The sequence below is a fragment of the Streptomyces sp. NPDC052910 genome, from assembly GCF_055585605.1.
The window spans coordinates 1,143,705-1,166,222 of sequence record NZ_JBVJJR010000003.1 but is presented as its reverse complement, the minus strand read 5'-3'; the positions used below and the strand labels follow the sequence as shown (position 1 = coordinate 1,166,222).

General features: G+C 75.1%; 14 protein-coding genes and 1 other RNA gene. 12 read left to right on the top strand and 3 right to left on the bottom strand.

Going from position 1 to position 22,518, the window contains the following annotated elements; all coding sequences use genetic code 11:
- Nucleotides 1-11 precede the first annotated feature (11 nt).
- Both ACZ6X9_RS16180 and ACZ6X9_RS16175 read right to left on the bottom strand, forming a co-directional pair.
- Nucleotides 12-1,409: an ABC transporter substrate-binding protein gene (locus ACZ6X9_RS16180; protein ID WP_469778600.1), complete on the bottom strand. Its 1,398-nt coding sequence runs from the start codon at nucleotides 1,407-1,409 to the stop codon at nucleotides 12-14.
- Between the two features lie 377 nt (nucleotides 1,410-1,786).
- Nucleotides 1,787-8,410, bottom strand: a complete 6,624-nt coding sequence (locus ACZ6X9_RS16175; RefSeq protein ID WP_469778599.1) for an FtsK/SpoIIIE domain-containing protein — start codon at nucleotides 8,408-8,410, stop codon at nucleotides 1,787-1,789.
- Nucleotides 8,411-9,286: 876 nt separating this feature from the next.
- On the opposite strand from ACZ6X9_RS16175, the gene ACZ6X9_RS16170 reads away from it, so the two are divergent.
- The 4 genes from ACZ6X9_RS16170 (at nucleotide 9,287) to ACZ6X9_RS16155 (ending at nucleotide 15,077) form a co-directional block, all read left to right on the top strand.
- Nucleotides 9,287-11,206 (top strand): serine/threonine-protein kinase, encoded by a 1,920-nt coding sequence (locus tag ACZ6X9_RS16170; protein ID WP_469778598.1) that lies wholly within the window; start codon nucleotides 9,287-9,289, stop codon nucleotides 11,204-11,206.
- Nucleotides 11,207-11,412: 206 nt separating this feature from the next.
- On the top strand, nucleotides 11,413-12,756 hold the full coding sequence (locus ACZ6X9_RS16165; protein ID WP_469778597.1) for a serine/threonine-protein kinase: 1,344 nt from the start codon (nucleotides 11,413-11,415) through the stop codon (nucleotides 12,754-12,756).
- 178 nt (nucleotides 12,757-12,934) lie between these two features.
- Nucleotides 12,935-14,041, top strand: coding sequence for a peptide chain release factor 2 (gene prfB, locus ACZ6X9_RS16160; RefSeq protein ID WP_469778596.1), 1,107 nt, complete (start codon nucleotides 12,935-12,937; stop codon nucleotides 14,039-14,041).
- 232 nt (nucleotides 14,042-14,273) lie between these two features.
- Complete coding sequence (locus ACZ6X9_RS16155) at nucleotides 14,274-15,077, top strand: hypothetical protein (protein WP_469778595.1); 804 nt, start codon at nucleotides 14,274-14,276, stop codon at nucleotides 15,075-15,077.
- Between the two features lie 141 nt (nucleotides 15,078-15,218).
- On the opposite strand, the gene ACZ6X9_RS16150 is transcribed toward ACZ6X9_RS16155, so the two are convergent.
- Nucleotides 15,219-15,413 (bottom strand): hypothetical protein, encoded by a 195-nt coding sequence (locus tag ACZ6X9_RS16150; RefSeq protein WP_469778594.1) that lies wholly within the window; start codon nucleotides 15,411-15,413, stop codon nucleotides 15,219-15,221.
- A gap of 365 nt (nucleotides 15,414-15,778) precedes the next feature.
- Here ACZ6X9_RS16150 and ftsE point away from each other — a divergent pair, with 365 nt between their 5' ends.
- The 8 genes from ftsE to ACZ6X9_RS16110 all read left to right on the top strand — a co-directional run bounded on the left by ftsE (nucleotide 15,779) and on the right by ACZ6X9_RS16110 (nucleotide 22,452).
- Nucleotides 15,779-16,468: a cell division ATP-binding protein FtsE gene (ftsE, locus tag ACZ6X9_RS16145; RefSeq protein ID WP_004951920.1), complete on the top strand. Its 690-nt coding sequence runs from the start codon at nucleotides 15,779-15,781 to the stop codon at nucleotides 16,466-16,468.
- 19 nt (nucleotides 16,469-16,487) lie between these two features.
- Nucleotides 16,488-17,399, top strand: coding sequence for a permease-like cell division protein FtsX (gene ftsX / locus ACZ6X9_RS16140; protein WP_469778593.1), 912 nt, complete (start codon nucleotides 16,488-16,490; stop codon nucleotides 17,397-17,399).
- Between the two features lie 88 nt (nucleotides 17,400-17,487).
- Complete coding sequence (locus ACZ6X9_RS16135) at nucleotides 17,488-18,648, top strand: S41 family peptidase (RefSeq protein ID WP_469778592.1); 1,161 nt, start codon at nucleotides 17,488-17,490, stop codon at nucleotides 18,646-18,648.
- A gap of 18 nt (nucleotides 18,649-18,666) precedes the next feature.
- Nucleotides 18,667-19,176, top strand: a complete 510-nt coding sequence (gene smpB / locus ACZ6X9_RS16130) for an SsrA-binding protein SmpB (RefSeq protein ID WP_469778591.1) — start codon at nucleotides 18,667-18,669, stop codon at nucleotides 19,174-19,176.
- 105 nt (nucleotides 19,177-19,281) lie between these two features.
- Nucleotides 19,282-19,651: a transfer-messenger RNA gene (gene ssrA, locus ACZ6X9_RS16125) on the top strand.
- A 146-nt stretch (nucleotides 19,652-19,797) separates the two neighbouring features.
- Entirely contained in the window at nucleotides 19,798-21,123 is a 1,326-nt protein-coding gene (locus ACZ6X9_RS16120) for a hypothetical protein (RefSeq protein WP_469778590.1), read from the top strand.
- Between the two features lie 218 nt (nucleotides 21,124-21,341).
- On the top strand, nucleotides 21,342-21,575 hold the full coding sequence (locus ACZ6X9_RS16115) for a hypothetical protein (protein ID WP_469778589.1): 234 nt from the start codon (nucleotides 21,342-21,344) through the stop codon (nucleotides 21,573-21,575).
- 151 nt (nucleotides 21,576-21,726) lie between these two features.
- Entirely contained in the window at nucleotides 21,727-22,452 is a 726-nt protein-coding gene (locus tag ACZ6X9_RS16110) for a CGNR zinc finger domain-containing protein (protein ID WP_469778588.1), read from the top strand.
- Nucleotides 22,453-22,518: the final 66 nt, after the last annotated feature.

Here is a 22,518-nt window from a genome sequence, read left to right as displayed (position 1 = left end):
GACCGGGCCCGTCAGTTCTTGAAGGCCTTGGCCGCGTCGGTCTCCAGCCGTTGCTGGGTGCCCGCCACGTCCGTCGGGTTCCGCAGGAAGTCCTGGAGCGCCTTCCACTCGCCCTGCCCGGGCTTGCCGCCGAAGGCCGCGGGAGCCTGGTCCGACATGTCGAACCGGAACGCGTCACCGGCCTCGACCAGCGCCTTGGCGATCGTCCGCTGGGTGTCGTCCGGATAGGCGGCGAGGTCCAGGTTCTTGTTGCCCGAGATGAAGCCGCCCCGGTGGGCCCAGATCTGCGCCGCGTCCGGCGACGCCAGGAACGTCAGCAGCGCCTGCGCCGCCGGCCCGTCCTTGAGGGCCACGCCCACGTCGCCGCCGGTGACCACCGGGGCCCGGTCGCCCACCTTGGGGAACGGGAAGACCTTGGCGTCCGTGCCGATCTTCGCCTTGGCGGCGGTGATGTTGGCGGCGGCGAAGTCCCCCTCGTAGACCAGGGCGGCCTTCGACTTCTCACCGCCGCTGAAGGTCTGGGTGACGGAGGTGGGGAACTGCGTCTGGAGCGCTCCGTTGTTGCCGCCCGCCAGCAGCTCTTTTTTGCCGAACAGTTGGGCAAGGGTGGTGAGGGCGTCCTTGACGGACGGGTCCGTCCACTTGATCTTGTGGGCGGCCAGTCGGTCGTACTTCTCGGGGCCGGCCTGGGAGAGGTAGACGTTCTCGAACCAGTCGGTGAGCGTCCAGCCGTCCGCACCGCCGACCGAGACAGGGGAGACGCCGTAGTCGGCGATCGCCTGGGCCGTCTTCATCAGCTCCGGCCAGGTTCCCGGCTCCTTGGCGCCCGCGGCGTCGAAGATCTTCGTGTTGTACCAGACCAACGACTTGTTGCTGGCCTTGAAGTAGACGCCGTACGGCTTGCCCTGGTGTGAGCCGAGGTCCACCCAGCCCTTGGTGAAGTTCTTGCGCAGTTCCGCCGCGGCCTCGCCGGAGAGCGGCTTGAGCCAGCCCTTCTCCGCGAACTCGTGCAGCGCACCGGGCTGTTGCAGGAGGGCGACGTCCGGCGGGTCGCCGCCCGCGACCTTCGAGCCGATGAACGCCGACATGTCGTCCCCGCTGGGGACGTACGCCACCGAAGCACCGGTGCGCTTGGCGAACTCGTCCAGAACCTTGGCGAAGTTGGCCTGCTCGGTGCCGGTCCAGACGGCGGTCACCTTGATCTTCTGCCCGTTCAGCTTGGGGAGCCGGACGGTGTTCGGTATGACGTCCGAGGAGCCGGACGCGGTGGCGTTCGGCTTCGTCCCGTCCTTGTCGCCCTTGTCGTCACCGTCACCGCCGCAGGCCGCCGCCGACAGGGCCAGGGCGCCCGAGGCCAGGGCCGCCAGCGCGCCGCGCGCCACGCGGCTCCTCCAGAGCGTTGTACGCATTGCCGTCCCTTCCGTGCCCGGTCGCAGCGGACGGCCGCTCCGTACGTCGTCCCCCGTACGACCGCACTTCCGTGCGACAGTCCTACGCCGCGCCGGAGGTGCCCGCAATAGCGGCTCCGGTGTCAACTCACCGATCGTGACCGGGATGTGATGTCGCGTGGGCGGGGGGTGGAGGTGCCCGGGGTGCCTGGGGCCGGTCACCTCCCCCGTGACCCGCCGTGACCCGTGGGACGGGCGGGCGAGGCCGCGGGCAGCCGGGCGCGGCCGCTCGGCCCGGGACCCGCCCGGCCCGGTGCGGTGCCGCAGGAGCACCGCACCGGGCCTGGACGGGCGACGGGCGGGCACGGACGGGTGCGCCGCGCGGGAACGCGCGGGGTTCAGAGCAGGGGCGGCGCCGACTGGGCGCCCGCCGACTGGGCGGCCCGTTGCAGGGCGCTCGCGAGCAGGGCCAGGTCGGTCGGGCCGTTGCCCAGCTCGCGCACCGGCCGTCGGGTCGGCGGGTCGCCCATGCGCTGCCAGTCCAGGAGGACGACGGTCGGGCGGAGCGTGGCCGTCCGGGGGATGCGGCCGGTGACCCGGCCCGCCTGGAACGGCGTCGTGGCCTCGTCGTCCGGGCGGCAGAGCCGGCCCCGGCCGGGCGCCGGACCACTGTCCCCCTGGGATCCCGCGTCGGCCGGGGCGATCTCCAGCGCCGCGCGCAGGGCCGCGCGCTCGGCGGCCTCCGTGCCGTCGGTGCGGTCCGGGCGGCCGGAGGCGGCGATCAGGTGGATGCCGAGCCGTTCGCCGTCCCGGGCGACCGCTTCCAGGGCCCGGACCACGGAACCGGCGGCCGGCCGGCCGGTGCTGCCGAGGGCCGGGGCGACCAGGGCGTCGTAGTCGTCGACCAGGACGACGAGCCGCGGCAGCGCGGTCTCCGCGGTCCGGGCCGCGGCGTCGCCGCCCCGGGCCGGGCGCAGCCGCACCGTGCCGGTGGGGGGCGAGTCCAGGTCGCCGGACGGCGGGTCGACGGATCGCCGCGGGTTCACCACCTGGGGTGGCGGCGGGGCGTGCCGTTCGTGCCAGGCGGTGAAGTCGAGCGTGCCCAGCAGCTCGGCGCGGCGCTTCAGCTCCGCCCCGAGGGCCTGCGCGAACTCCCGCATCCGGACCGGGTCGGAGGCGGCGAGGTACGTGGAGACGTGCGGCAGCTCCGTGCACACCCGCAGGCCCTCACCGCGCTCGGCCGCCGCGCCGTCCACCAGGACGAGGGAGAGCCGGTCGGGCCGGTCCGCCGCGGCGAGCGAGGCGGCCAGCGAGCGCAGCAACTCCGTCTTGCCGCTGCCCGGGCCGCCTTCGACCAGCAGGTGCGGGCCGTCGGCCGCCAGATCGACGGCGAGCGGACCGTGCGGGCCCGCGCCGAGGACGGCGACGGCATGGCCTCCGGGGCGGCTGCCCGGATCGGTGGCCTCGGCCCAGCGGGCGGTCAGCGAGGCGGGAGTGGCGCGCGCCAGGCCGAGCTCGTCCAGCAGCCGCGCGGTCCTGGGCAGGGCGGCGACGCGCGCCGAACGGCCCGACGGGTCGGCGTCGGCGACCCGCAGGGGCGCGAGGGCGCGGGCGAACCGCTCGGCCCAGGCGCCGGACACGGCGTCCACGGCGGCCACGGCCGAACGCCCGGGTGCCGGGGGCGTGGCGGGGGCGGCACCGCCGGGCGGCGTGTCCCGTTCGATGACCTGGACCACCGTGGCCACATCGCCGCCGAGCAGCGCCACCGCGCCGCAGTGCGGGAACGCGGGGGAGCCGGCGGCGGCCGTCTCCAGGGCGGCGGAGACCGGGAAACTCGCGGTGGTGGCCGGTGCCTCCGCGAGACAGATCAGGTGGATACCGGCGGCGGCGCCGCGCGCGGCCAGCCGGGCGACGGTCTCGCGGAGCGCGGACGTGCCCGGGTCCCCGTCCACGATCACCACCGTGTACGGACCGGGGTGGCGGTCGGCCGCGGCCGCGACCTCCTCCGGAGGCGCGGTCGGCCAGTTGGGGCCGAGGGGGCCGTCGTCCAGCCGGCGGACCAGCTCGGCGGCGCGTGCCGCGGCCTGCTCCCGGTCGTAGGCGACCAGCAGCCGGCAGTCCTGGCCGAGCGCCGGACGGAGGTGCGGGAGCCAGCCCAGCCAGGCCCATTCCGCCTGCCGCCGGTCCGCGGGGCGGGCCGGGTCGGCGGCGATCAGGACGTACTCCAGCACCGACGGCGAGTGCAGGGCCGCGAGATGGGCCAGGGCGGACCTGGCCAGCCCGGCCAGCCGCGCCCGGGGCCCGGCGAGCCCGAGCGAACCCGCCTGCCGCAGGCTCACCGTGACGGGGACGGCGGGCAGGAGGGCGCGGCCGGTGACGGCGGTCGCCGTGCCGGAGCCGGGGTCGGTGACGGCGGTGGGGCCGGCGACGGGGGCGGACGTGTAGCGGTCGGCCGTGCCCAGCCGGACGGTCAGCAGGTCGGGGTGGTCCGGGCCGCGCTCCCACAGGCGTGGCCCCGGGCCGAGCGCCGTGAGCAGCACGGCGGCCGGGTCCGGCCAGCGCTCGCGCAGACTCGCGGCGGTCGCGGCGGTGCTGCGGGCAGCCGTCCGCCCGGTGCCGGCTCCGGTGTCGGCACCGGTGGCCGCCGCCCCGGCCGCTGACGGCCGGGGGGCGTTCGGGCCGGCGTCGGCGGTCTGCGGTTGCCGGTCGCCGCGACCGCCGGTGAGGCGGCGCGCCCAGGCCGCTATGCCGCGGTTGCGGGGGCGCTTGCCGGACGTGGACACGGTTGTTTGGTCGGTGACTTCGGCTTTGTCGGTGACTTCGGTGACTTCGGCGAGTCCGGCGGTCGCCGGTGCCGGTGTCGGCGCGGGTGCGTAGGGGGTGCCAGGTCCGGGGGCCGGGACGTTTCCGTCGGCCTCGGGTGCGGCGGGGATCCGTGCGGTGACCCTGGGCGTCTGGGCCGCGAGGGCGTCGGTCCGGTGCTGCTTGCCCCGCCCGGCCGGGGTGGGGGCGGCGCCGGAGGAGCCCGCCGCCGAGGAGCGGGAGGGCGTGGCCTCTCGCGCTTGGCCGTGGCCGGTGTGAGGGGTGCGGTCGGCGTCTGCTGTCCGGTCGGCGGCGGGGTCCGGGGCGGCCGCCGTCGCGGCGCGCGGGCGGGCGGAGCCGGTGGCCCAGGAGGGACGCCCGGACTCTGACGTTCGGTCGGCTCCCGTGTCGGGCGCGGTGTGGGGTGCGGTGTCCCGGTGCTCGGTGCGGGGCTGTTGGGGAACGTGGGGCGTTGCACGTCCCGGGTGACCGGGCAGGACGGTGGCGCGCGATTCGTCAGCCGCCGAGTCCACCGGGCCGGTCGCGGTGGTCGCGTTGCTGGATGAGACCGAGCCCGACGCCGTGGTGAAGCGGGCGGTGCCGGTACCGGTCGTGCCCGTGCCGCCGCCGTACTGGGCGGGGTTCGGGGACGTGGCGATCCGTGCCGTTCCGGCGTCCGCTGTGGCGTGAGCCCTCCGTGCCGTGTCCGGCACGGAGGGAGCGGGCACGGCACGGACCGGCGCCTCGGCGCCGCTTCCTGCCCTGGCCTGTCCGGGAATGCTCGTGCCCGAGGCGGCGCGTCGAGCGGTGTCGAACGCCTCCGTGCCCTCCGCCCGGGAGCCGCCTTCGCATGCCCCCGTCTCCGCGCGGAATCCGCGCGCGTGCGTGCTCCGCTCGGAGTCGGCACTCGCGGGGGTACGGGACGTGGCGGCACGCGTCGTCCCGGACACGCCGGCGCCGCGGTCGTCGGACATGACCGGTGAGGCTTCGGAAGCTCCCGGGTGGCCGCCCACCATGCCGGAGGGCCGAGCGCTCGGGGCGCCCCGCGTCTCGGCCGGGCTGCCGGTCCCGTCGCCGCCTCGTGCCGGGCCGGTGTGCCGGGACGCGCCGTGGGGCGCACTCCGTTCGCCGGGAGCCCGCCCGGCGAATCCCGGTCCGGTGTCGACCTCGTGACCGTCCCCGGTCGGGGACGAGCTGTCCGTACGTGAACCGGCGCCCTCTTGACGGCCGTCGGAAGGGGCGTGTCCCGTACCGGATGCGTGCGCGGCGGCTTGGCCGTGCCACTGCTTACAGGAGCTGGTCCCGGCCCCTTGAACGCGGGCCGCGTTTTGAGCGGGCATGCCCGTGTCCGCCACCCGGGCGTCACCGACGCCGCGCGGCGGGGCCGGCGCCGACACTTCGCGTCGGAGCCCGGCCGCGTCCCTGCCCGGTGCGTCACCGTTTCCGTCGGACGGGCGGCCCGTGCCGCCCGTCGGTCCGTGACCTGAGGTGCCGGCGGCAGGCCCGTCCACCCGCCTTTCGAGGTGTGCGGCACGGGCCTCGGCGCTCGCGCGGGGAGCGGCGCCGGACGTGTGACGATCCGCGTCGGGGTGGGCCGCCCGGAACTCACGAGGGTCCCGCGCCGACGGAACCTGCCGCCGTCCGACCGCACCGGCCCCTGCCGACCGGGCGGAGGCGTCGGAGCCCTGCGGCGTCGCGTCGGCTCCGGTCGTCGCCGCCGCGCCGCCCCGCGCGTCACGCGTCCTGTCCTGGCCGAGGGCCTCCTGGCGGGGGCCGTTGGCATGCCCGCCCAGCGGCCCCCGCCGCGTTCCGGTCGCGGCTCCGTGGCCGCGCGCTGCGGACCCGTCGTCGTGTGCGGGACAGGTCGTGTCCGAGGGCACGCCTTCCCCGGCCACGGAGCCGTGGCCGTGCGGCGCCTGGCCGCTCCAGGCAGAAGGGACGCGTCCGGCCTCAGCCGTCCCTTCCCTCCCTTCCCCGCCGGCTCCGGCTCGCGAGCCGCCGTCCGGGCGGGCCGCGTCGGTACCGGTGGGCGCCGGGCCGTCACCACGGACGGCCCAGGAGGTACGGCCGGTGCTCGTCGTTTGACCGTCGCGTGCCGGACCCGCCGGTACGGAGTCCGGCGCGCCGGACGCGGCCGGCGGCCCGGCCTGGGCCGGGTGGGCATCCGTCGGGCGCGTGCCCGTGGCGGTGGGGTCCCGGTCGTACGCCCGGGCGGTGTGCGCGGGCCGGCCTGGCGCCGGGACGGCTGTGGCTTCGGAGAGCGGCTCGGTGGGGTGACCGGCGAGGGACGCGTCCGGGGTCAGGCGGGCCGCCTGCCCGGTGGCGGGGGGTGCCCCGGCTTCCGCTGTGCGGCCGGTCGGGGCGGCCTGCGTTCCCGTCGCGTGGGTGCCCGTGGCGGAGCGGTCCCGGCCGGCCGCCGGGGCGGCCTGTGAGGGCAGGCTGGGGATCGTGGTCCCTGAGAGCGACTCGAGGGCGTGACCGGTGCCGGACGCGTCCCGGACGGCGCGGGCCGGCTGCCCGGAGGGGCGGGTCGCACCGGTTTCCGGTGCGTGGTCGTCCGGCGTCGGATGCGTTCCGGTCTCCTGAGGGCCCGTGACGCTGCGGCCCCGGCCGGACGTGGAAGCGGCTTGGGTCGGCCGGCCCTGCGGGTCGGCAGCCGTGGGCTCGGGGACGGGACCGGTGTCCGGCACGTACCGGGCAGGGCGGGCCGCCTGCTCGGTGGAGAAGGTCCCCTCGTCTGCCGCCCGCACGCTCTCACCGGAGTGACCGGCGCGCGGCGCGTCCACCGGGGGGCGGGTGGCGGGCGCGGGATCGGCGGAACGGGTGGTGCGAGGTGCGGCGGCGGTTCCCGACGCCCGCGCCGGGCCGGAGCCGTGGTCGACGTGGGGACCGTGACCGTCAGCAGGGTCGGTTCCGTGGGTCGTCCCGGACGGTGCAGCGATGCCCGGACGGCCGTCCGGCCCGGTCTCGACGGACCGAGCCCGAGGGAACGCCGTACCGGTCGTGCCGGTCGTGGACCTGGTGGCCCCGTGGGCTTCGGTGGTTTCGGCAGCCGTAGCCGGCCGGTCGGCCTCACCGGTCCCGCCGGCCGCGGGAGACCCGGCCGCCTCGACGGGCCGTGCCCTGCCGCCGACCGGCTCCGGGCGCGGTGGCACGCCCCCACGCGCCTCCGCTCCCGGCGTGGCGGAACGCCCGTCGGACCCGACCGGCGTGCTCGACCCGACCGGCGTGCTCGACCCGACCGGCGTGCTCGACCCGCCGTGCGCTCCTGCGGCGTCCCCGCCGCGCGGGCGCGCGGGTGCTTCGGTGGGTGCGCCCGTCGTCTCCGCGCCCCGCGTCCGGTGCGCCACGGTCGTGGCGGCTCCGGGGTGCCCGCCTCCCATGAGGCGGCGGTCGCCCGGGTGTCCGTCCGGGCGCCGTGCGCCGGGGACGTCCGTCCGGGTGACGGGGGTGGGGCGGTGTGCTCGCGGTGTCACTCGAAGGTGTCCCTCGCCGTCGGGCGAGGTGGGGAGGAGAAGGGGAGGAACGGCTTCTTCCGGTGCCTTGGCGGATGCGCGGGCGACGGTGGACGCCGGGGTGGGGGCCGGCTCGCCGGGGCGGGGGTCCGCGCCGTCGGGGCCGTGCAGGACCAGGGTCGATTCGCCCGCGCGGAGCAGCGCCCCGGGGCGGAACGGCACGGGCCGTTCGTCGACCGGGGTCGCGTCGAGGGTGGTGCCGTTGGTCGAGCCGAGGTCGTGGAGGGTGACCCGGCCGTCGTCGCCCAGGGTGACCGCGCAGTGCAGCCGGGAGACGTCGGGGTCGTCGACCGGGATGTCGGCCGTCGAGGAGCGGCCGACGCGGACCTCGCCGCCGTGCAGCAGGTGTACGCCGCCCGCGTCGGGCCCGGAGACGACGTGGAGGCGGGCGGTGGTCTCCGCCAGTTGGGCGAGGGGCGTGGCGGGGTGCCGGTCCGGGTCGGCCGGGGCGCCGAGGGAGAGCACCGCGCCGTCGATCAGCGGGGGCTCGCCCAGCGCGCAGCGCTGCGCGTCCAGCCGCTCGGTGCCCGCGTAGACGGCGACGGTCCCGGTACCCAGGTCGGAACCGGCCGCGGCCAGGACGGCGGCCAGACCGCTCGTCACACCGGCGAGGGCGGTGCCCGCCGGGGCGGTCACCAGGACGTCGCAGGCGTGCGCGGCGTGGCCGCCGAGCGACGGCCCGAGGACGGTCAGCCGGATCTGCATCGGCGTCCACTGTCCCTTCCTGCCCGTGGTGCGCCGACAGGGGCAGGACGTCTCCCCCACCGGCCGCACGGGCGCTTCGGCACGTACAGGTCACCACGGAGCGCGGGGCCTCGGCTCCGCCCCCACCGCACCGTGCTGCGAGCATCCTCGCACCTGCCACTGACAGCGTGCCCGGCGCAGGCCCTTTCGTGATCTTGAAAATTGGTCGGCCCGTACACGGACGGCGAAGAAAACGTCCGATCGTGATCGGGGAGTGATCGGACATCCGGGAACTTCCTTCCGTTTCCCTCCCCTTCTCTCTGCTTCTCTTCGCGTTCCTCCGGCCGGCACCGCCTTCTTTCGGCCTACGGGCCCTGCGGCGTTCACCACTCCCCCCCCCGTGGCTCTCGCCGCCCCGGGCCTTCCTCCCTTCACTCCCTCTTCGCCCCCTTCCCCGCCGCAGCACCTCCCGCCGGAGCGTCTCTCCGCCGGAGCGCCGTGCGGCGCGTCCCGCGCTCCGCCCTCGCGCGCCGCCCCCTCCGCACCCCCGCCGGAACTCCCGCCACCGCCCATGGCAACCAACGGTCCCCGAGGTGCGTCTTTCCCCCGTGCCCCACGGATTCGCCGGGACGGCGGTGCGCGGGACCCCACTACAGTGGGCCGGAGGGCCGGCCCCGGGAGACCGGGAGCCGGGCGGCCGGACCCGACCGGAACGAACCGGGTTCGACCGGGACGGACCGGAACGGCCGGAACGACGCCGGGAACCAGCAGATCGGACGAACCCGGAAGAGCCCGGCAGAACCGGGAACAAACGGAAAGAAGAGAGCGGCCCAGCACCCGGCTCGCGGCACGACCGCGGGCCGCCGGGCCGGAGCACACGACCAGGGAGCGCATGACGTGCGGCCGGTAGGCAGCAAATACCTGCTCGAAGAGCCGCTCGGACGCGGAGCGACGGGCACCGTCTGGCGGGCGAGCCAGCGGGAGGCGGCGGGTGCCGAGGCGGCCGTGGCCGGTCAGCCCGGCGAGACCGTCGCCATCAAGGTCCTCAAGGAGGAGCTGGCCAACGACGCGGACGTCGTCATGCGCTTCCTGCGCGAGCGGTCCGTGCTGCTGCGGCTCACCCACCCGAACATCGTCCGCACCCGCGACCTCGTCGTCGAGGGCGATCTGCTGGCTCTGGTGATGGACCTGGTCGACGGTCCGGACCTGCACCGCTACCTGCGGGAGAACGGCCCGTTCACCCCGGTGGCCGCGGCCCTGCTGACCGCCCAGATCGCCGACGCGCTGGCGGCCAGCCACGCCGACGGCGTCGTGCACCGTGACCTCAAGCCGGCCAACGTCCTCCTGAAGAACGAGGACGGCCGGATGCACCCGATGCTCACGGACTTCGGCATCGCGCGCCTCGCGGACTCGCCCGGTCTCACCCGCACCCACGAGTTCGTCGGCACCCCGGCGTACGTCGCGCCGGAGTCCGCCGAGGGCCGCCCGCAGACCTCCGCCGTCGACATCTACGGCGCCGGCATCCTGCTGTACGAGCTGGTCACCGGCCGCCCGCCGTTCGCCGGGGCGACCGCCCTGGAGGTGCTGCACCAGCACCTGAGCGCGGAACCGCGCCGCCCCACCACCGTCCCCGAACCCCTGTGGACGGTCATAGAACGCTGCCTGCGCAAGCGCCCGGAGGAGCGGCCGAGCGCGGAGAACCTGGCCCGCGCCCTGCGCGTGGTCGCCGCCGGTGTCGGCGTGCACGCCACCCCCGCCCAGGCCGAGGCGGCGCTCGGCGTCGCGGCCCTGCTCGCACCGGACCCGCAGCCGGCTCCGGTGCCCGGTACCGGCCAGGCGGGACAGCAGGGCGGACCCGGCGGCTTCGGCGACGCGGATCCCACCCAGGTGCTGCCCCCGACGGTGAACCCGTCGGCCGGCCAGGGCCCGGGTGCCTACGACCCCAACGCGGCGACCAGCGTCCTGCCCAGCACCCCGCCCGGCGGCCCGTCCGGCCCCGACGCGGGCCCGACGCAGGTCCTGCCCGCCGGTTCCGCGGCCCCCGACGGCACCCGGATCATGCCCACCGGTCCCGGCGGGTACGGCGGGGCGGACCCGACGCGCGCCATGCCGCCCGTCGGCCCCGAGCCGCAGCAGGCAGACGGCCCGCACCCCTGGCAGACGCAGTTGCGCGCGGCCCGCGACCGCAACGACCAGACGCAGGTCCAGTACCTGGATCCCAGTGAGGACCCGCTGCGCCGCCGCCCCACGCGCCGCCAGGCGCCGCAGCAGCCCTACCAGCAGCCGTATCCGCCGCAGGGTGACCCCGGCCGGCAGGGCTACCACCCGCAGCAGGGCTATCCCGATCAGCAGGGCTATCCCGGTCCCCAGGCGTACCCCAACCCCCAGGGTTACCCGCAGCAGCCTCCGCACCCCCAGCAGGGACAGCAGGCGCAGCAGCCGTACCCGCCGCAGCGGCCCCAGCCGCAGCGTCCGGCTCCCCAGCGGCCCGAACGCCGGCGCCCCGAGCCGCGTCGGCAGCAGCCCGCGCCCGCGCCGGAGCCGCAGCGGTACGCGCCCCCCGAGCCGGAGCCCGCGCCCCGGCGCGAGCCCCGTCCGCCCCGGCAGCGCAGTGCCAACCCCATGCGCATCCCCGGGCTCGGATGCCTCAAGGGCTGTCTCTTCCTGATCGTCATCCTGGTCATCGGTTCCTGGGCGGTGTGGGAGTTCACCCCGCTCAAGGACTGGGTCGCCGACGGGAAGAACTTCTGGGACGCCGCCTGGGACTGGGTCACCAAGGCCAAGGACTGGGTGTCCGACCTGGGGTCGAAAACGTAACCGGCCGACGGGCACGCGACCGGAGGACGGCCGGGGCCGGGGGCGGACCACCCCCCATAGGGTGGCTTGTCTCCGGGAAACCCTGGGAAAGCCCGGGGAAAACCCGAAAAGCTCGGTCCGGCACCAGCCGGTGCCCCTAGCATCCCCTCGGCCGCGTAGGTTGTCGGTGACGCGCCTGTCGGATGTCGGAGGAGTCGGGGAAAGTCTTGGCACGGAAGATCGGCAGCCGGTACACCGCCCACCAGGTCCTCGGCCGGGGCAGCGCCGGAACGGTGTGGCTCGGCGAGGGGCCCGAGGGCCCGGTCGCGATCAAGCTCCTGCGTGAGGAACTCTCCTCCGACCAGGAGCTCGTCGGCCGGTTCGTGCAGGAGCGCGCCGCCCTCCTCGGTCTCGACCACCCGCACGTGGTCGGCGTCCGCGACCTCGTCGTGGACGGCGCCGACCTCGCCCTGGTGATGGACCTGGTCCGGGGCACGGACCTGCGCACCCGGCTCGACCACGAACGCCGCCTCGCCCCCGAGGCGGCCGTCGCCATCGTCGCGGACGTCGCCGACGCCCTGGCCGCCGCGCACAAGGCCGGGATCGTCCACCGCGACGTCAAACCGGAGAACGTCCTCCTCGACATGCAGGGCCCGCTCGGCCCCGGCGGCGCCCACCCGGCGCTGCTGACCGACTTCGGCATCGCCCGCCTCGTGGACGCCCCGCGCCCGGCCCGGGAGCGGCAGCCGGGCACCGGCGCGGGCGGGCGCGGCGCCGTGCAGCGCAGCGTCATCGGCACGCCCGACTACCTTGCTCCGGAGATCATCGAGGGGCTGCCGCCGCGCGCCTCCGTCGACGTGTACGCGCTGGCCACCGTCCTCTACGAGCTGCTCGCCGGGTTCACGCCGTTCGGCGGCGGGCACCCCGGGGCCGTCCTGCGGCGGCACGTCACCGAGACGGTGGCGCCGCTGCCGGGCATCCCCGACGAGCTGTGGCAGCTCATCGTCCAGTGCCTGGCCAAGGCGCCCGCCTCCCGGCTGCGCGCCTCCGAACTGGCCTCCCGGCTGCGGGAGCTCCTCCCCGGCCTGGCCGGGCTGCCGCCGCTGGACATCGACGAGCCGGGCGCCGAGGACGAGCACGCCGGCCCCGGGGAAGCGCACGGGAGCGGCGCCGAGGCGCGCGGCACGGCGTACGACGGGCAGGGGGCGCCCGGTGGCACGGCGCCCGCGCCGCGTCGCCGGGGTGCGGTCCCGCTCGTGCCCACCCCCGCCTTCGACTCCACCCGGGACACCCATACGAGCATGCGCGTGCCCGGCCCCGAGGAGCTGGCGGGCGGTGCGCACGGCACGGCCCGCGCCCCCCGCGCCGCGGGCGAGCCCCGGGCCGGCTCCGCCCGGCACCGCACTCCGGCCGAGGCCCGGCGCCGTCGCCGGATCAAGCTGGGCGCCGCCGCGGCGGCCCTGGCCGCGGCGGCCGGCGTAGGCGGCTGGCTGGCCACCGCCGACCACGACTCCGGTGACGCCAAGCCGGGCGTGCACCGCACGGACACACCGCAGGGGCAGCTTCCCTAGCGGGCCTGGGGCGGGCGCCGCCGGCACCGGTTCCGGCGCGCTCGCCCGGCCCCGGCCGGAGCGTCACCGTCCGCCCCCAGCCGTTCCCGTGCCGCCCGCCCGCCCCCGGTTCCCCGCCCGGACACCCCGGTCCCGCACGGCGTCCCCCGCCGCCCCGCGTACCGGTTAGGCTGGTTGCGTGGCAGTCGTTGACGTATCCGAAGAGCTCAAGTCCCTCTCCTCCACCATGGGGTCGATCGAGGCCGTTCTGGACCTCGACAAGATGAGGGCCGACATCGCCGTGCTCGAGGAGCAGGCGGCAGCCCCGTCGCTGTGGGACGACCCGGAGGCGGCGCAGAAGATCACCAGTCAGCTCTCGCACCTCCAGGCCGAGCTGCGCAAGGCCGAGACGCTGCGCGGCCGCATCGACGACCTCGGGGTGCTCTTCGAGCTCGCCGAGGCCGAGGACGACGCCGACACCCTCGCCGAGGCCGAGGCGGAGCTGGGCTCCGTCCGCAAGGCGCTGGACGAGATGGAGGTCCGCACCCTCCTCTCCGGTGAGTACGACGCCCGTGAGGCGCTCGTCAACATCCGTGCCGAGGCCGGCGGCGTGGACGCCTCCGACTTCGCCGAGCGGCTCCAGCGGATGTACCTGCGCTGGGCCGAGCGCCACGGCTACAAGACCGAGATCTACGAGACCTCGTACGCCGAAGAGGCCGGCATCAAGTCGACCACCTTCGCCGTCCAGGTCCCCTACGCCTACGGCACCCTCTCCGTCGAGCAGGGCACCCACCGCCTCGTCCGCATCTCGCCGTTCGACAACCAGGGCCGCCGCCAGACGTCCTTCGCGGGCGTCGAGGTGCTGCCCGTGGTCGAGCAGACCGACCACGTCGAGATCGACGAGTCCGAGCTGCGCGTCGACGTCTACCGCTCCTCCGGCCCCGGCGGCCAGGGCGTCAACACCACCGACTCCGCGGTGCGCCTGACCCACCTTCCGACCGGCATCGTCGTCTCCTGCCAGAACGAGCGCTCGCAGATCCAGAACAAGGCGACCGCGATGAACGTCCTCCAGGCCAAGCTGCTGGAGCGGCGCCGGCAGGAGGAGCAGGCCAAGATGGACGCCCTCAAGGGCGACAGCGGCGGCTCCTGGGGCAACCAGATGCGGTCGTACGTCCTGCACCCCTACCAGATGGTCAAGGATTTGCGGACCGAGTTCGAGGTCGGCAACCCGCAGGCCGTCCTCGACGGGGACATCGACGGCTTCCTCGAGGCCGGCATCCGCTGGCGCAAGCAGCAGGAAAAGTAAGACAAAAGCAGGAACAAACGCCGATGGATCCGGGCATAGCGCCCGGATCCGGCTTGACGCTGCCCTGGAAACTCGGAAGTGTGGCGAGCGGCATGCGTATCACTGGGGTGCGTGTGGCGGGGGGCGTGGAACCCGGCCGTACGGCCGGAGTCGTCGCGCACGGTTCCCCGGAGCCGCCGCCCCGTGGATAGCTGCTCCATCGACGAGACCAGCTACTGGGGGTAGCAGGCATATGACCAACAAGACGCGGTTGCGCATGGCGCGCATCACCGCGGGCGCGGTGATCGCCGCGGGTGCGTCGCTGACGGCCGCGGGTGCGGCCTCGGCCGCCGGCGTGGACGTTCCGCTGGGCGGCCTGAAGAAGTCCAAGTCCGTGTCGGTTCCCGACGGGCCTGATGGTCCGGACGGAAAGCAGACGCCGCCGCCCGGGGACGGGAAGACGACGCCGCCCACCAGCATCCCGCAGCCGACGGATCCGCCCACGGATCCGCCCACGGATCCGCCCACGGATCCGCCCACGGATCCGCCGACGGACCCGAAGACGACGCCTCCCACGGATCCGAAGACCACGCCTCCCACGGATCCGAAGACGACGCCTCCCACGGACCCGGAGACCACGCCTCCCACGGATCCGAAGACGACGCCTCCCACGGACCCGGAGACCACGCCTCCCACGGACCCGGAGACGACGCCTCCTTCGGAGCCGCCGTCCACGGGCGAGCCGACCGACCGACCGGACCCGACGGCTCCCTCGACGGGTGAGCCGACCCCCGGCGCCACCAGTTCCCCCTCCACCGGCACCGGCCCCGGCGCCACCGGCAAGGCCTGCCCGGTCGACACCGGCAGCGGCAACTGCAACACCGGCGCGGACGGCACGGCCGTCCAGCCGGTCCAGCAGGCCAAGCCCAAGGAGGAGCTGGCGCAGACCGGTGCCGGTCAGACCGGCTTCCTGGTCGCCGGTGCCGCGACGATGATCGCGGGCGGCATCGGCTTCCGGCTGCTGCCCCGGGCGATCAACCGCAACACCGTCGCCTGACCGCCGCGCCGAAACGTTCCGGCGCGCAGCTCCGCACAGCGGACGACGCGACGAGGCCCGGGGTGCCACAGCACCCCGGGCCTCGCCGTCCGTCTTGGTCCGTGCCGAAGGGGGAACCCCCGGAACATCGTTACCGTACGCTCACGCCGCGAAGCTGCGCGCGACGACCGCCACCGCGATCAGCGCCACCAGCAGCGCCACCAGCGCGGCCGGGGTCAGGCCCGCGAAGGGGCCCTCCTGCTGCTGCAGCCGCTCCCGGCTCGCCCGGCAGACCGGGCACCGTCCCTCGCTGACCGGGGACGCGCAGTTGGCGCACACCAGTCGGTCGCATGTCATGCGAATTCCTCCTCCGGGTACGTCCAACGCGGGAGAGAGCCGTGCGGTTCCCCCTACCACTGTGCCAGCTTTCCCGCCCTTCGGCGCGACCGGTGTCCCGGAGCCGCCCCGAACGGTACCTCCGGGCGCCACGCTGACGCCCGCCCGGGTCGATTGTCCCGTTTTATTCCCCGGCCCCTGCCTCAATCTGGCCTCAGCCCTGCCCCTGCCTCCGCCCCGGCCCCCACCCCGATCGCCGGCCCGGACGCGTCGACACAGGATGCCGACTGCGCGTACACGGGTCGTTCGCGTATGGTCACGCTCACCGACGGGCGCCACGGCCGTGGCGTTCCCGTGCCGCTCTCCAGGTCGCACGTGGTGCACTCGTGATTCGATTCGACAACGTCTCCAAGTCCTACCCGAAGCAGAGCCGTCCGGCGCTCCGCGACGTCTCGCTCGAGATCGAGAAGGGCGAGTTCGTCTTCCTGGTCGGTTCCTCGGGTTCCGGCAAGTCCACCTTCCTCAGGCTCCTGCTGCGCGAGGAGCGGGCCAGCCACGGCCGGGTGCACGTCCTGGGCAAGGACCTCGCCCGGCTCTCCAACTGGAAAGTGCCGCACATGCGCCGCCAGTTGGGCACGGTGTTCCAGGACTTCCGGCTGCTGCCCAACAAGACGGTCGCCCAGAACGTGGCCTTCGCGCTGGAGGTCATCGGCAAGCCGCGCGGCGAGATCCGCAAGGCCGTCCCGCAGGTGCTGGAGCTGGTCGGGCTCGGCGGCAAGGAGGGCCGGATGCCCGGCGAGCTCTCCGGCGGTGAGCAGCAGCGGGTGGCCATCGCCCGGGCGTTCGTCAACCGGCCGATGCTGCTGATCGCCGACGAGCCGACGGGCAACCTCGACCCGCAGACCTCGGTCGGCATCATGAAGCTGCTCGACCGGATCAACCGGACCGGCACCACCGTCATCATGGCCACCCACGACCAGCAGATCGTGGACCAGATGCGCAAGCGGGTCATCGAGCTCGACCAGGGCCGTCTCGTGCGCGACCAGTCGCGCGGCGTCTACGGCTACCAGCACTGAAAGGCAGTGAAAGGACGCCATGCGCGCCCAGTTCGTTCTGTCGGAGATCGGCGTCGGTCTCCGCCGCAATCTCACGATGACCTTCGCGGTGATCGTGTCGGTCGCCCTCTCGCTCGCCCTGTTCGGCGGTTCGCTGCTGATGAACGAGCAGGTCAACTCGATGAAGGGCTACTGGTACGACAAGGCCAACGTCTCGATCTACCTCTGCAACAAGACCGACAAGGCGAACTTCCCGTCGTGCGCCAAGGGTGCGGTCACCGATGAGCAGAAGAAGCAGATCAAGGCCGATCTGGAGAAGATGCCGATCGTCCAGAGCATCCAGTTCGAGACGACGGACGAGGCGTACAAGCACTACAAGGAGCAGTTCGGCAACCAGCCGCTGGCCACCGTGGTGACCGCCGACCAGATGCAGGAGTCCTTCCGCGTCAAGCTCAAGGACCCCACCAAGTACGAGGTCATCTCCAGTGCCTTCCAGAAGCGCCCGGGCGTGCAGACGGTCGAGGACCAGAAGGACACCCTCAAGAGCCTCTTCAACCTCCTGAGGTACATGAACTGGGGCGCCCTGGGCGTGATGTTCCTGATGCTCGTGGTGGCGCTGTTGCTGATCGTGAACACGGTCCGGGTCTCCGCGTTCAGCCGCCGCCGGGAGACCGGGATCATGCGGCTCGTCGGGGCGTCCAGCTTCTACATCCAGGTGCCGTTCATCGCGGAGGCGGCCGTGGCCGGGCTGCTGGGCGGCATGCTCGCCTGCGTGCTGCTCGTCTCCGGCCAGCAGTTCCTGGTCAACGACCTGCTCGCGACCCACATCGACGTCATCCGGTTCATCGGCTGGGGCGCGGTGCTGACCAAGCTGCCGCTCATCCTGGCGACCGGCCTGCTGATGCCGGCGCTGGCCGCGTTCGCGGCGCTGTGGAAGTACCTCAAGGTGTGACCTGAGGGGCCGGTGAGCCGGGTCCCGTGCGGCCCAGGAGGTGGTCAACTCCCCGTACGGCGCCCGGTGGTGTCCTAGACTCTCGCGCATGTCCGGCCCGACGATGTTCGTACCGCACCGCCGTCACCGGCGTGGCGCGGTCCTGACGCTGGTCTTCGCCGGGGCGCTGGCGACCGGGGCGGCCACCGGCTCCTGGGGCGCGGACGCCCGCGGCGGCCCGCTGCCCGCGGCGGCCCGCGCCCCGCATCCGTCCGCCTCGGCACCGCACGCGAAGGCCGGCCCGCCGCCCGTCCGCGCCCCCCGCGGGCCCGGGAACACCGGGCGCTCCGCGGACCGCTGGGGCGGGGTCTACAGCGCCACCGAGTACGAGGGCTTCCAGCGCGCCCTGCGCGGCGAGTACGTCGGCGTCGGGCTCTCCGTGCGCCGGGCCGCCGACGGCCGGATGGAGGTCGACGGGGTCGAGCGCGGCGGCCCCGCCGCCCGGGCCGGGATCGCCCCCGGCGACCGACTGCGGTCGGTGGACGGCACGGAGGTGACCGGGCGCCCGGTCACCGAGGTCGTCGCCCGGCTGCGCGGCGGCCCGTCCGGCAGCGGGACGCCCGTCACCCTGGGCCTGGCGCGGGACGGCGGCCGGGAGTGGGAACGCACCCTGCGCCGCGAGCGGCTGCGCACCCGGAGCGTCGTCGCGGAGCGCTTCCGGGACGGGCCCGCCGCCGGGACCCGGATCAAGGTGGAGTCGTTCACCCACGGCACCGGCCGGCAGGTACGGGCCGCCGTACGCGGCGCCGCTCCGCGCGAGGGCGTCCTGCTCGACCTGCGCGGCAACTCCGGCGGGCTGGTCACCGAGGCCGTCACCAGTGCCTCCGCCTTCCTCGACGGGGGGCTCGTCGCCACGTACGACGTGCACGGCCGGCAGCGGGCCCTGGAGGCCCGCCGGGGCGGTGACACGAGACGCCCGCTCGTCGTCCTCGTCGACGGGGGCACCATGAGCGCCGGGGAGCTGCTGGCCGGTGCCCTCCAGGACCGGGGGCGGGCGGTCGTCGTCGGCTCCCGGACGTTCGGCAAGGGCTCGGTCCAGATGCCCCGGCCGCTCCCGGACGGCTCGGTCGCCGAGCAGACCGTCGGCCACTGGCGCACCCCGTCGGGGCGGGCCGTCGACGGCCGCGGCATCACCCCGGACCTGGTCGTCCACGGGGACGCGGAGCCCCGGGCCCGCGCGGTATTGGGTGGCCTCGGCCCGGGGGCCTAGTGCGAGAATGACCGCACTATGGGAAAGCAGCAGAAGCAGCCCAAGGAACCCGGGCGCAAGCTCGTCGCGCAGAACAAGAAGGCGCGGCACGACTACCACATCATCACGACGTACGAGTGCGGCCTGGTGCTGACCGGCACCGAGGTCAAGTCGCTGCGGCAGGGCCGGTCCTCGCTGGTGGACGGCTTCGTGCAGATCGACGGCGGCGAGGCGTGGCTGCACAACGTGCACATCCCCGAGTACGCCCAGGGGACGTGGACGAACCACACCGCGCGCCGCAAGCGCAAGCTGCTGCTGCACCGCGAGGAGATCGACAAGCTGTCCTCGAAGGCCGACGAGACCGGTCACACGATCGTGCCCCTGTCGCTGTACTTCACGTCGGGCCGCGCCAAGGTCGAGATCGCGCTGGCCAAGGGCAAGAAGGAGTACGACAAGCGGCAGACGCTGCGGGAGAAGACGGACCGCCGCGAGGCGGACCGCGCCATCTCCGCCGCCCGCCGGCGGCAGCGCGCGCAGGCGCCCCGGTAGCTCCCCGGGGGGACCTCCCGGGAATACGCTGGCACCGCTCCGCGTCGGTCACGTACGATGGGCAGCGCACACCCCACCGCGGGTTGCACGTTGAAAAAACAACATGGGGATGATCGGTTTCGACAGCGGATGTCGAAGCAGGGGAAGCGAGCCGAGGAAGCGGCAATGATCTCGTAAACCATATGTCGCAACCAATAATCGCCAACACCAAGCGCGATTCCTTCGCCCTCGCTGCCTAAGTAGCGACTCGCGAAGTGTCAGCCCGGGGCTGTTCCCGACCCGGATCCTGGCATCAGCTAGGGAACTAAACCACCAGGCCCGGCCACGGGGCCTGGTGGGAAACCAAACAGTGGCTGGGCCCGTCGGAGACTTGTCCGTGTGATCTCCGGGGCCGAGAAAATCGCAGCGGACTGCGCTCGGAGAAGCCCTGTTTCCGCACCGTTGGACGCGGGTTCGATTCCCGCCATCTCCACTCATCCCATGTGAGGCCGAGGCCCCACCGCCCCCGCGCGGTGGGGCCTTTGTCGTGCCCGATGCCGTGCCCGAGTGGTTCCATGGCGGGAAGCAGCGCAACCGGAGGGCCCCGGAGGCCCTCTTCCAGAGACAAAGGGGGGTGGCGCCATGAAGAGGATCGTCCGAGCGGCCGCCACGGTCGCGGCCGGCGCGGGTGCGGTGCTGCTCGTGGGCGGTGCCGGAGCGTCGGCCGCCGACGGGCCCGTCCACGTCGTCGTCAACGGGGCGTTCGAGAACCGGCCCGGGGAGCTGGTCGACATCGACGTGCGGGGCGTCCGGGCGGGCGCCGCCGTCACCGCCCACTCGCCGGCCTTCCGCGGGCCGGTGCGCCTCGCGCCGTACGGCGTACGGGCGCCGGACGCCGGGCGCGGGCACCACGCGCGGCCCGCCGTCGCACCGTCGGCCCGCCCCGGCGCGTACCCGCTGACCGTCCGGGTCGGCGGCCGGACGGTGGCCGAGGAGCTGGTGCGGGTGCGGTCGCCGAAGCCGCCCGTGTTCACCGTGACGGACGGGGGAGGGCCGGTGCGGCCGGGGGAGCGGGTCGGCCTCTGGTACGACGACCTCTACCCGGGGGAGCGGGGCACGTCCTTCACGGTCCGCTCGCCGGTCTTCCCGGCGCCCGTGCCGCTGGTCCACGACCCTGCGGGCAGCCACTGGAACAACCCCCGGATGTTCGGCGCCACGGTGACGCTCCCGCTCGGCGCCAAGGACGGCACGTACAAGGTGACGCTCACCGGCCCGCGGGGGCGTGCGCTGCGCGACGCGCGGCTCGTGGTGCGCGCCGCCCGCCCGGGTGACGGCGACTACCTGGGCCGGACGCGCGGGCCCGCCTTCTTCACCGCCCCCGCCGGCCCCGAACGGGCCCGGGCGGAGGGGCATCGGGTGGACGCCGGAGGCACGGTCAACGTGCTGTGGCGGGACGCGTCGCCCGACCCCGGCGAGGACGGCCTGCTGACGGCGACCTCGCCCGCCTTCGAGAGGCCGGTGCGGCTCCGGCGCGACGACAGCAAGGCGGGCGACGGCGACGACCCGCGCTACTACGGCCCGGCGCGCATCCGCCGGGCGCTGGGCCCGGGCGCGTACCCGGTCACGGTGGTCAGCCACCACGGGCGGGTGCGCAGGACCGGGCACCTGCTGGTCACCGGCGGCGGCCGGGGCGCCGAGGGCGGCCGGCAGGCCGGCGACGCCCGTCCCGGCGGCGGGCGGGACACCGGCACCGCCGGCCGGCCGGACACGGCCGTCCGGACCGCCGCCGGTGCCGGGAACGGCCCGGACGGCGGGAGCGGCGGCGTCGGCCGGGCCGCGGATCCCGGCCGGGCCGGCGGGTCCGGCGTCCCGGTGGCGGCCCTCGCGGGGGCCGGCGGGGGCGTGGCCGGCGCGGCGGTGCTGGGCGCCGTGCTCGTCCGACGGCGCCGGGCCCGGTCGGCCGGCTGACGGGCCCGCGCGTCGTCCCGCGCGCGTGCTCGCGGCGAAGCCCGGCGGCGCGTCGCCGCCGGCGCGCTCCGGCGGATGATCGGTGGCGGTTGCCGCCCGGTGGTGCGGCGGCCGACAATTGATCCGGTGATCCGGTCCGGGAGCCGTACCGTCCGGCCGGAGCCGCCGGACCGAAGCGTGCTCCACCATGTGCTCCACTCGTGCCACGGAGGCCGACAATGGCGGGATTCCTCGACCGGGCCAAGGAACAGGCCCAGCAGGCGTTGCAGCAGGGCAAGCAGAAGGTCGACGAGGTGCAGGCGCAGCGGGCGGGCAACGAGCTGCTGAAGCGGCTCGGCGCCGCCTACCACGCCGAACAGCGCGGCAAGGGCAGCGGGCAGGCCACCCAGGACGCCCTCAACGCCCTGGAGGCCCACATCGCCGTCCACGGCGACGGCTTTCTGCGCGGCTGACGCCGGGGGCGGGAGACGGCGCGCCCCCGGCACGGTGTCCGCCGTCCGTGGGGGTTCCGGCCGGGCGTCCGGCCGGGCACCCTGAGGGGTGGCGCATCTCCGCGCGGTGCGTCTCCGCACAGGGCTCCCCCAGGGAAAAGGTGACACGCAGATGGCGGCGGCCTCCCACGACCTGCGGTTCGACTCCGGGCGGCTCTGCCTGGACCTGGTGGCCACCGGGACGGTGCGCCCCGGCGAGGGGCCGGGGGAGCGGCTCGGCTCCCCGGAGCGGCTGCGCGACTGGCTGGTGGGCGCCCGCGTGGTACCGCCCGGCACACCGCTCGAGGCGGTCGACGCCGACTGGCTCGGGCACTTCCACGCCCTGCGCCACCTGGTGCACCGCGTCGTGCGCGCGGAGGCCGCGGACGGGCCCGGGCGCGCCGCCGAGGCGGACCTCGCGCGGGTCAACGCCCTCGCCGCCGAGCCCCCGCCCGCCCCGCGGGCCGTCCGGGGCGCCGACGGGTGCCTGGTCCGCGCCGTCGCCGGGCCGCCGGACTGCGCGGCGCTGGTGTCGCTGGTGGCCCGGGACGCGGTCGAGCTGCTCACCGACCCGGCCGCCCGCGGGCTGCTGCGCCAGTGCGAGGGCGAGAGCTGCACCCTGCTCTACCTGGACACCTCGCGGGGCCGGCGGCGGCGCTGGTGCTCCAGTGAGGTGTGCGGCAACCGGGAGCGGGTGGCCCGCCACCGCCGCAGGGCGATGAACGGCGGTGGCAAGGAAGAGACGGAAGAGACGGAAGAGAGAGGAAGGGGCGGAGGGGTCCGCAGGACCGGCGGGACAGCCGCAACCGCCCCGGCCGGCGCGGAGGTTCGGCCCCTGCCGCACCCCGCCAAGCCATGACCGACCGTGCCAAACCTCTCATGTCCTGACAGGTGCGCTAGGTACCCCTGTTCGCGTACGGTTGAA

Coding starts and splice junctions, on each gene's coding strand:
- ACZ6X9_RS16180 (WP_469778600.1), bottom strand. CDS start 1,409: ATGCGTACAACGCTCTGGAGGAGCCGCGTGGCGCGCGGCGCGCTGGCG.
- ACZ6X9_RS16175 (WP_469778599.1), bottom strand. CDS start 8,410: ATGCAGATCCGGCTGACCGTCCTCGGGCCGTCGCTCGGCGGCCACGCC.
- ACZ6X9_RS16155 (WP_469778595.1), top strand. CDS start 14,274: ATGACCAACAAGACGCGGTTGCGCATGGCGCGCATCACCGCGGGCGCG.
- ACZ6X9_RS16150 (WP_469778594.1), bottom strand. CDS start 15,413: ATGACATGCGACCGACTGGTGTGCGCCAACTGCGCGTCCCCGGTCAGC.
- ftsX (WP_469778593.1), top strand. CDS start 16,488: ATGCGCGCCCAGTTCGTTCTGTCGGAGATCGGCGTCGGTCTCCGCCGC.
- ACZ6X9_RS16135 (WP_469778592.1), top strand. CDS start 17,488: ATGTCCGGCCCGACGATGTTCGTACCGCACCGCCGTCACCGGCGTGGC.
- smpB (WP_469778591.1), top strand. CDS start 18,667: ATGGGAAAGCAGCAGAAGCAGCCCAAGGAACCCGGGCGCAAGCTCGTC.
- ACZ6X9_RS16120 (WP_469778590.1), top strand. CDS start 19,798: ATGAAGAGGATCGTCCGAGCGGCCGCCACGGTCGCGGCCGGCGCGGGT.
- ACZ6X9_RS16115 (WP_469778589.1), top strand. CDS start 21,342: ATGGCGGGATTCCTCGACCGGGCCAAGGAACAGGCCCAGCAGGCGTTG.
- ACZ6X9_RS16110 (WP_469778588.1), top strand. CDS start 21,727: ATGGCGGCGGCCTCCCACGACCTGCGGTTCGACTCCGGGCGGCTCTGC.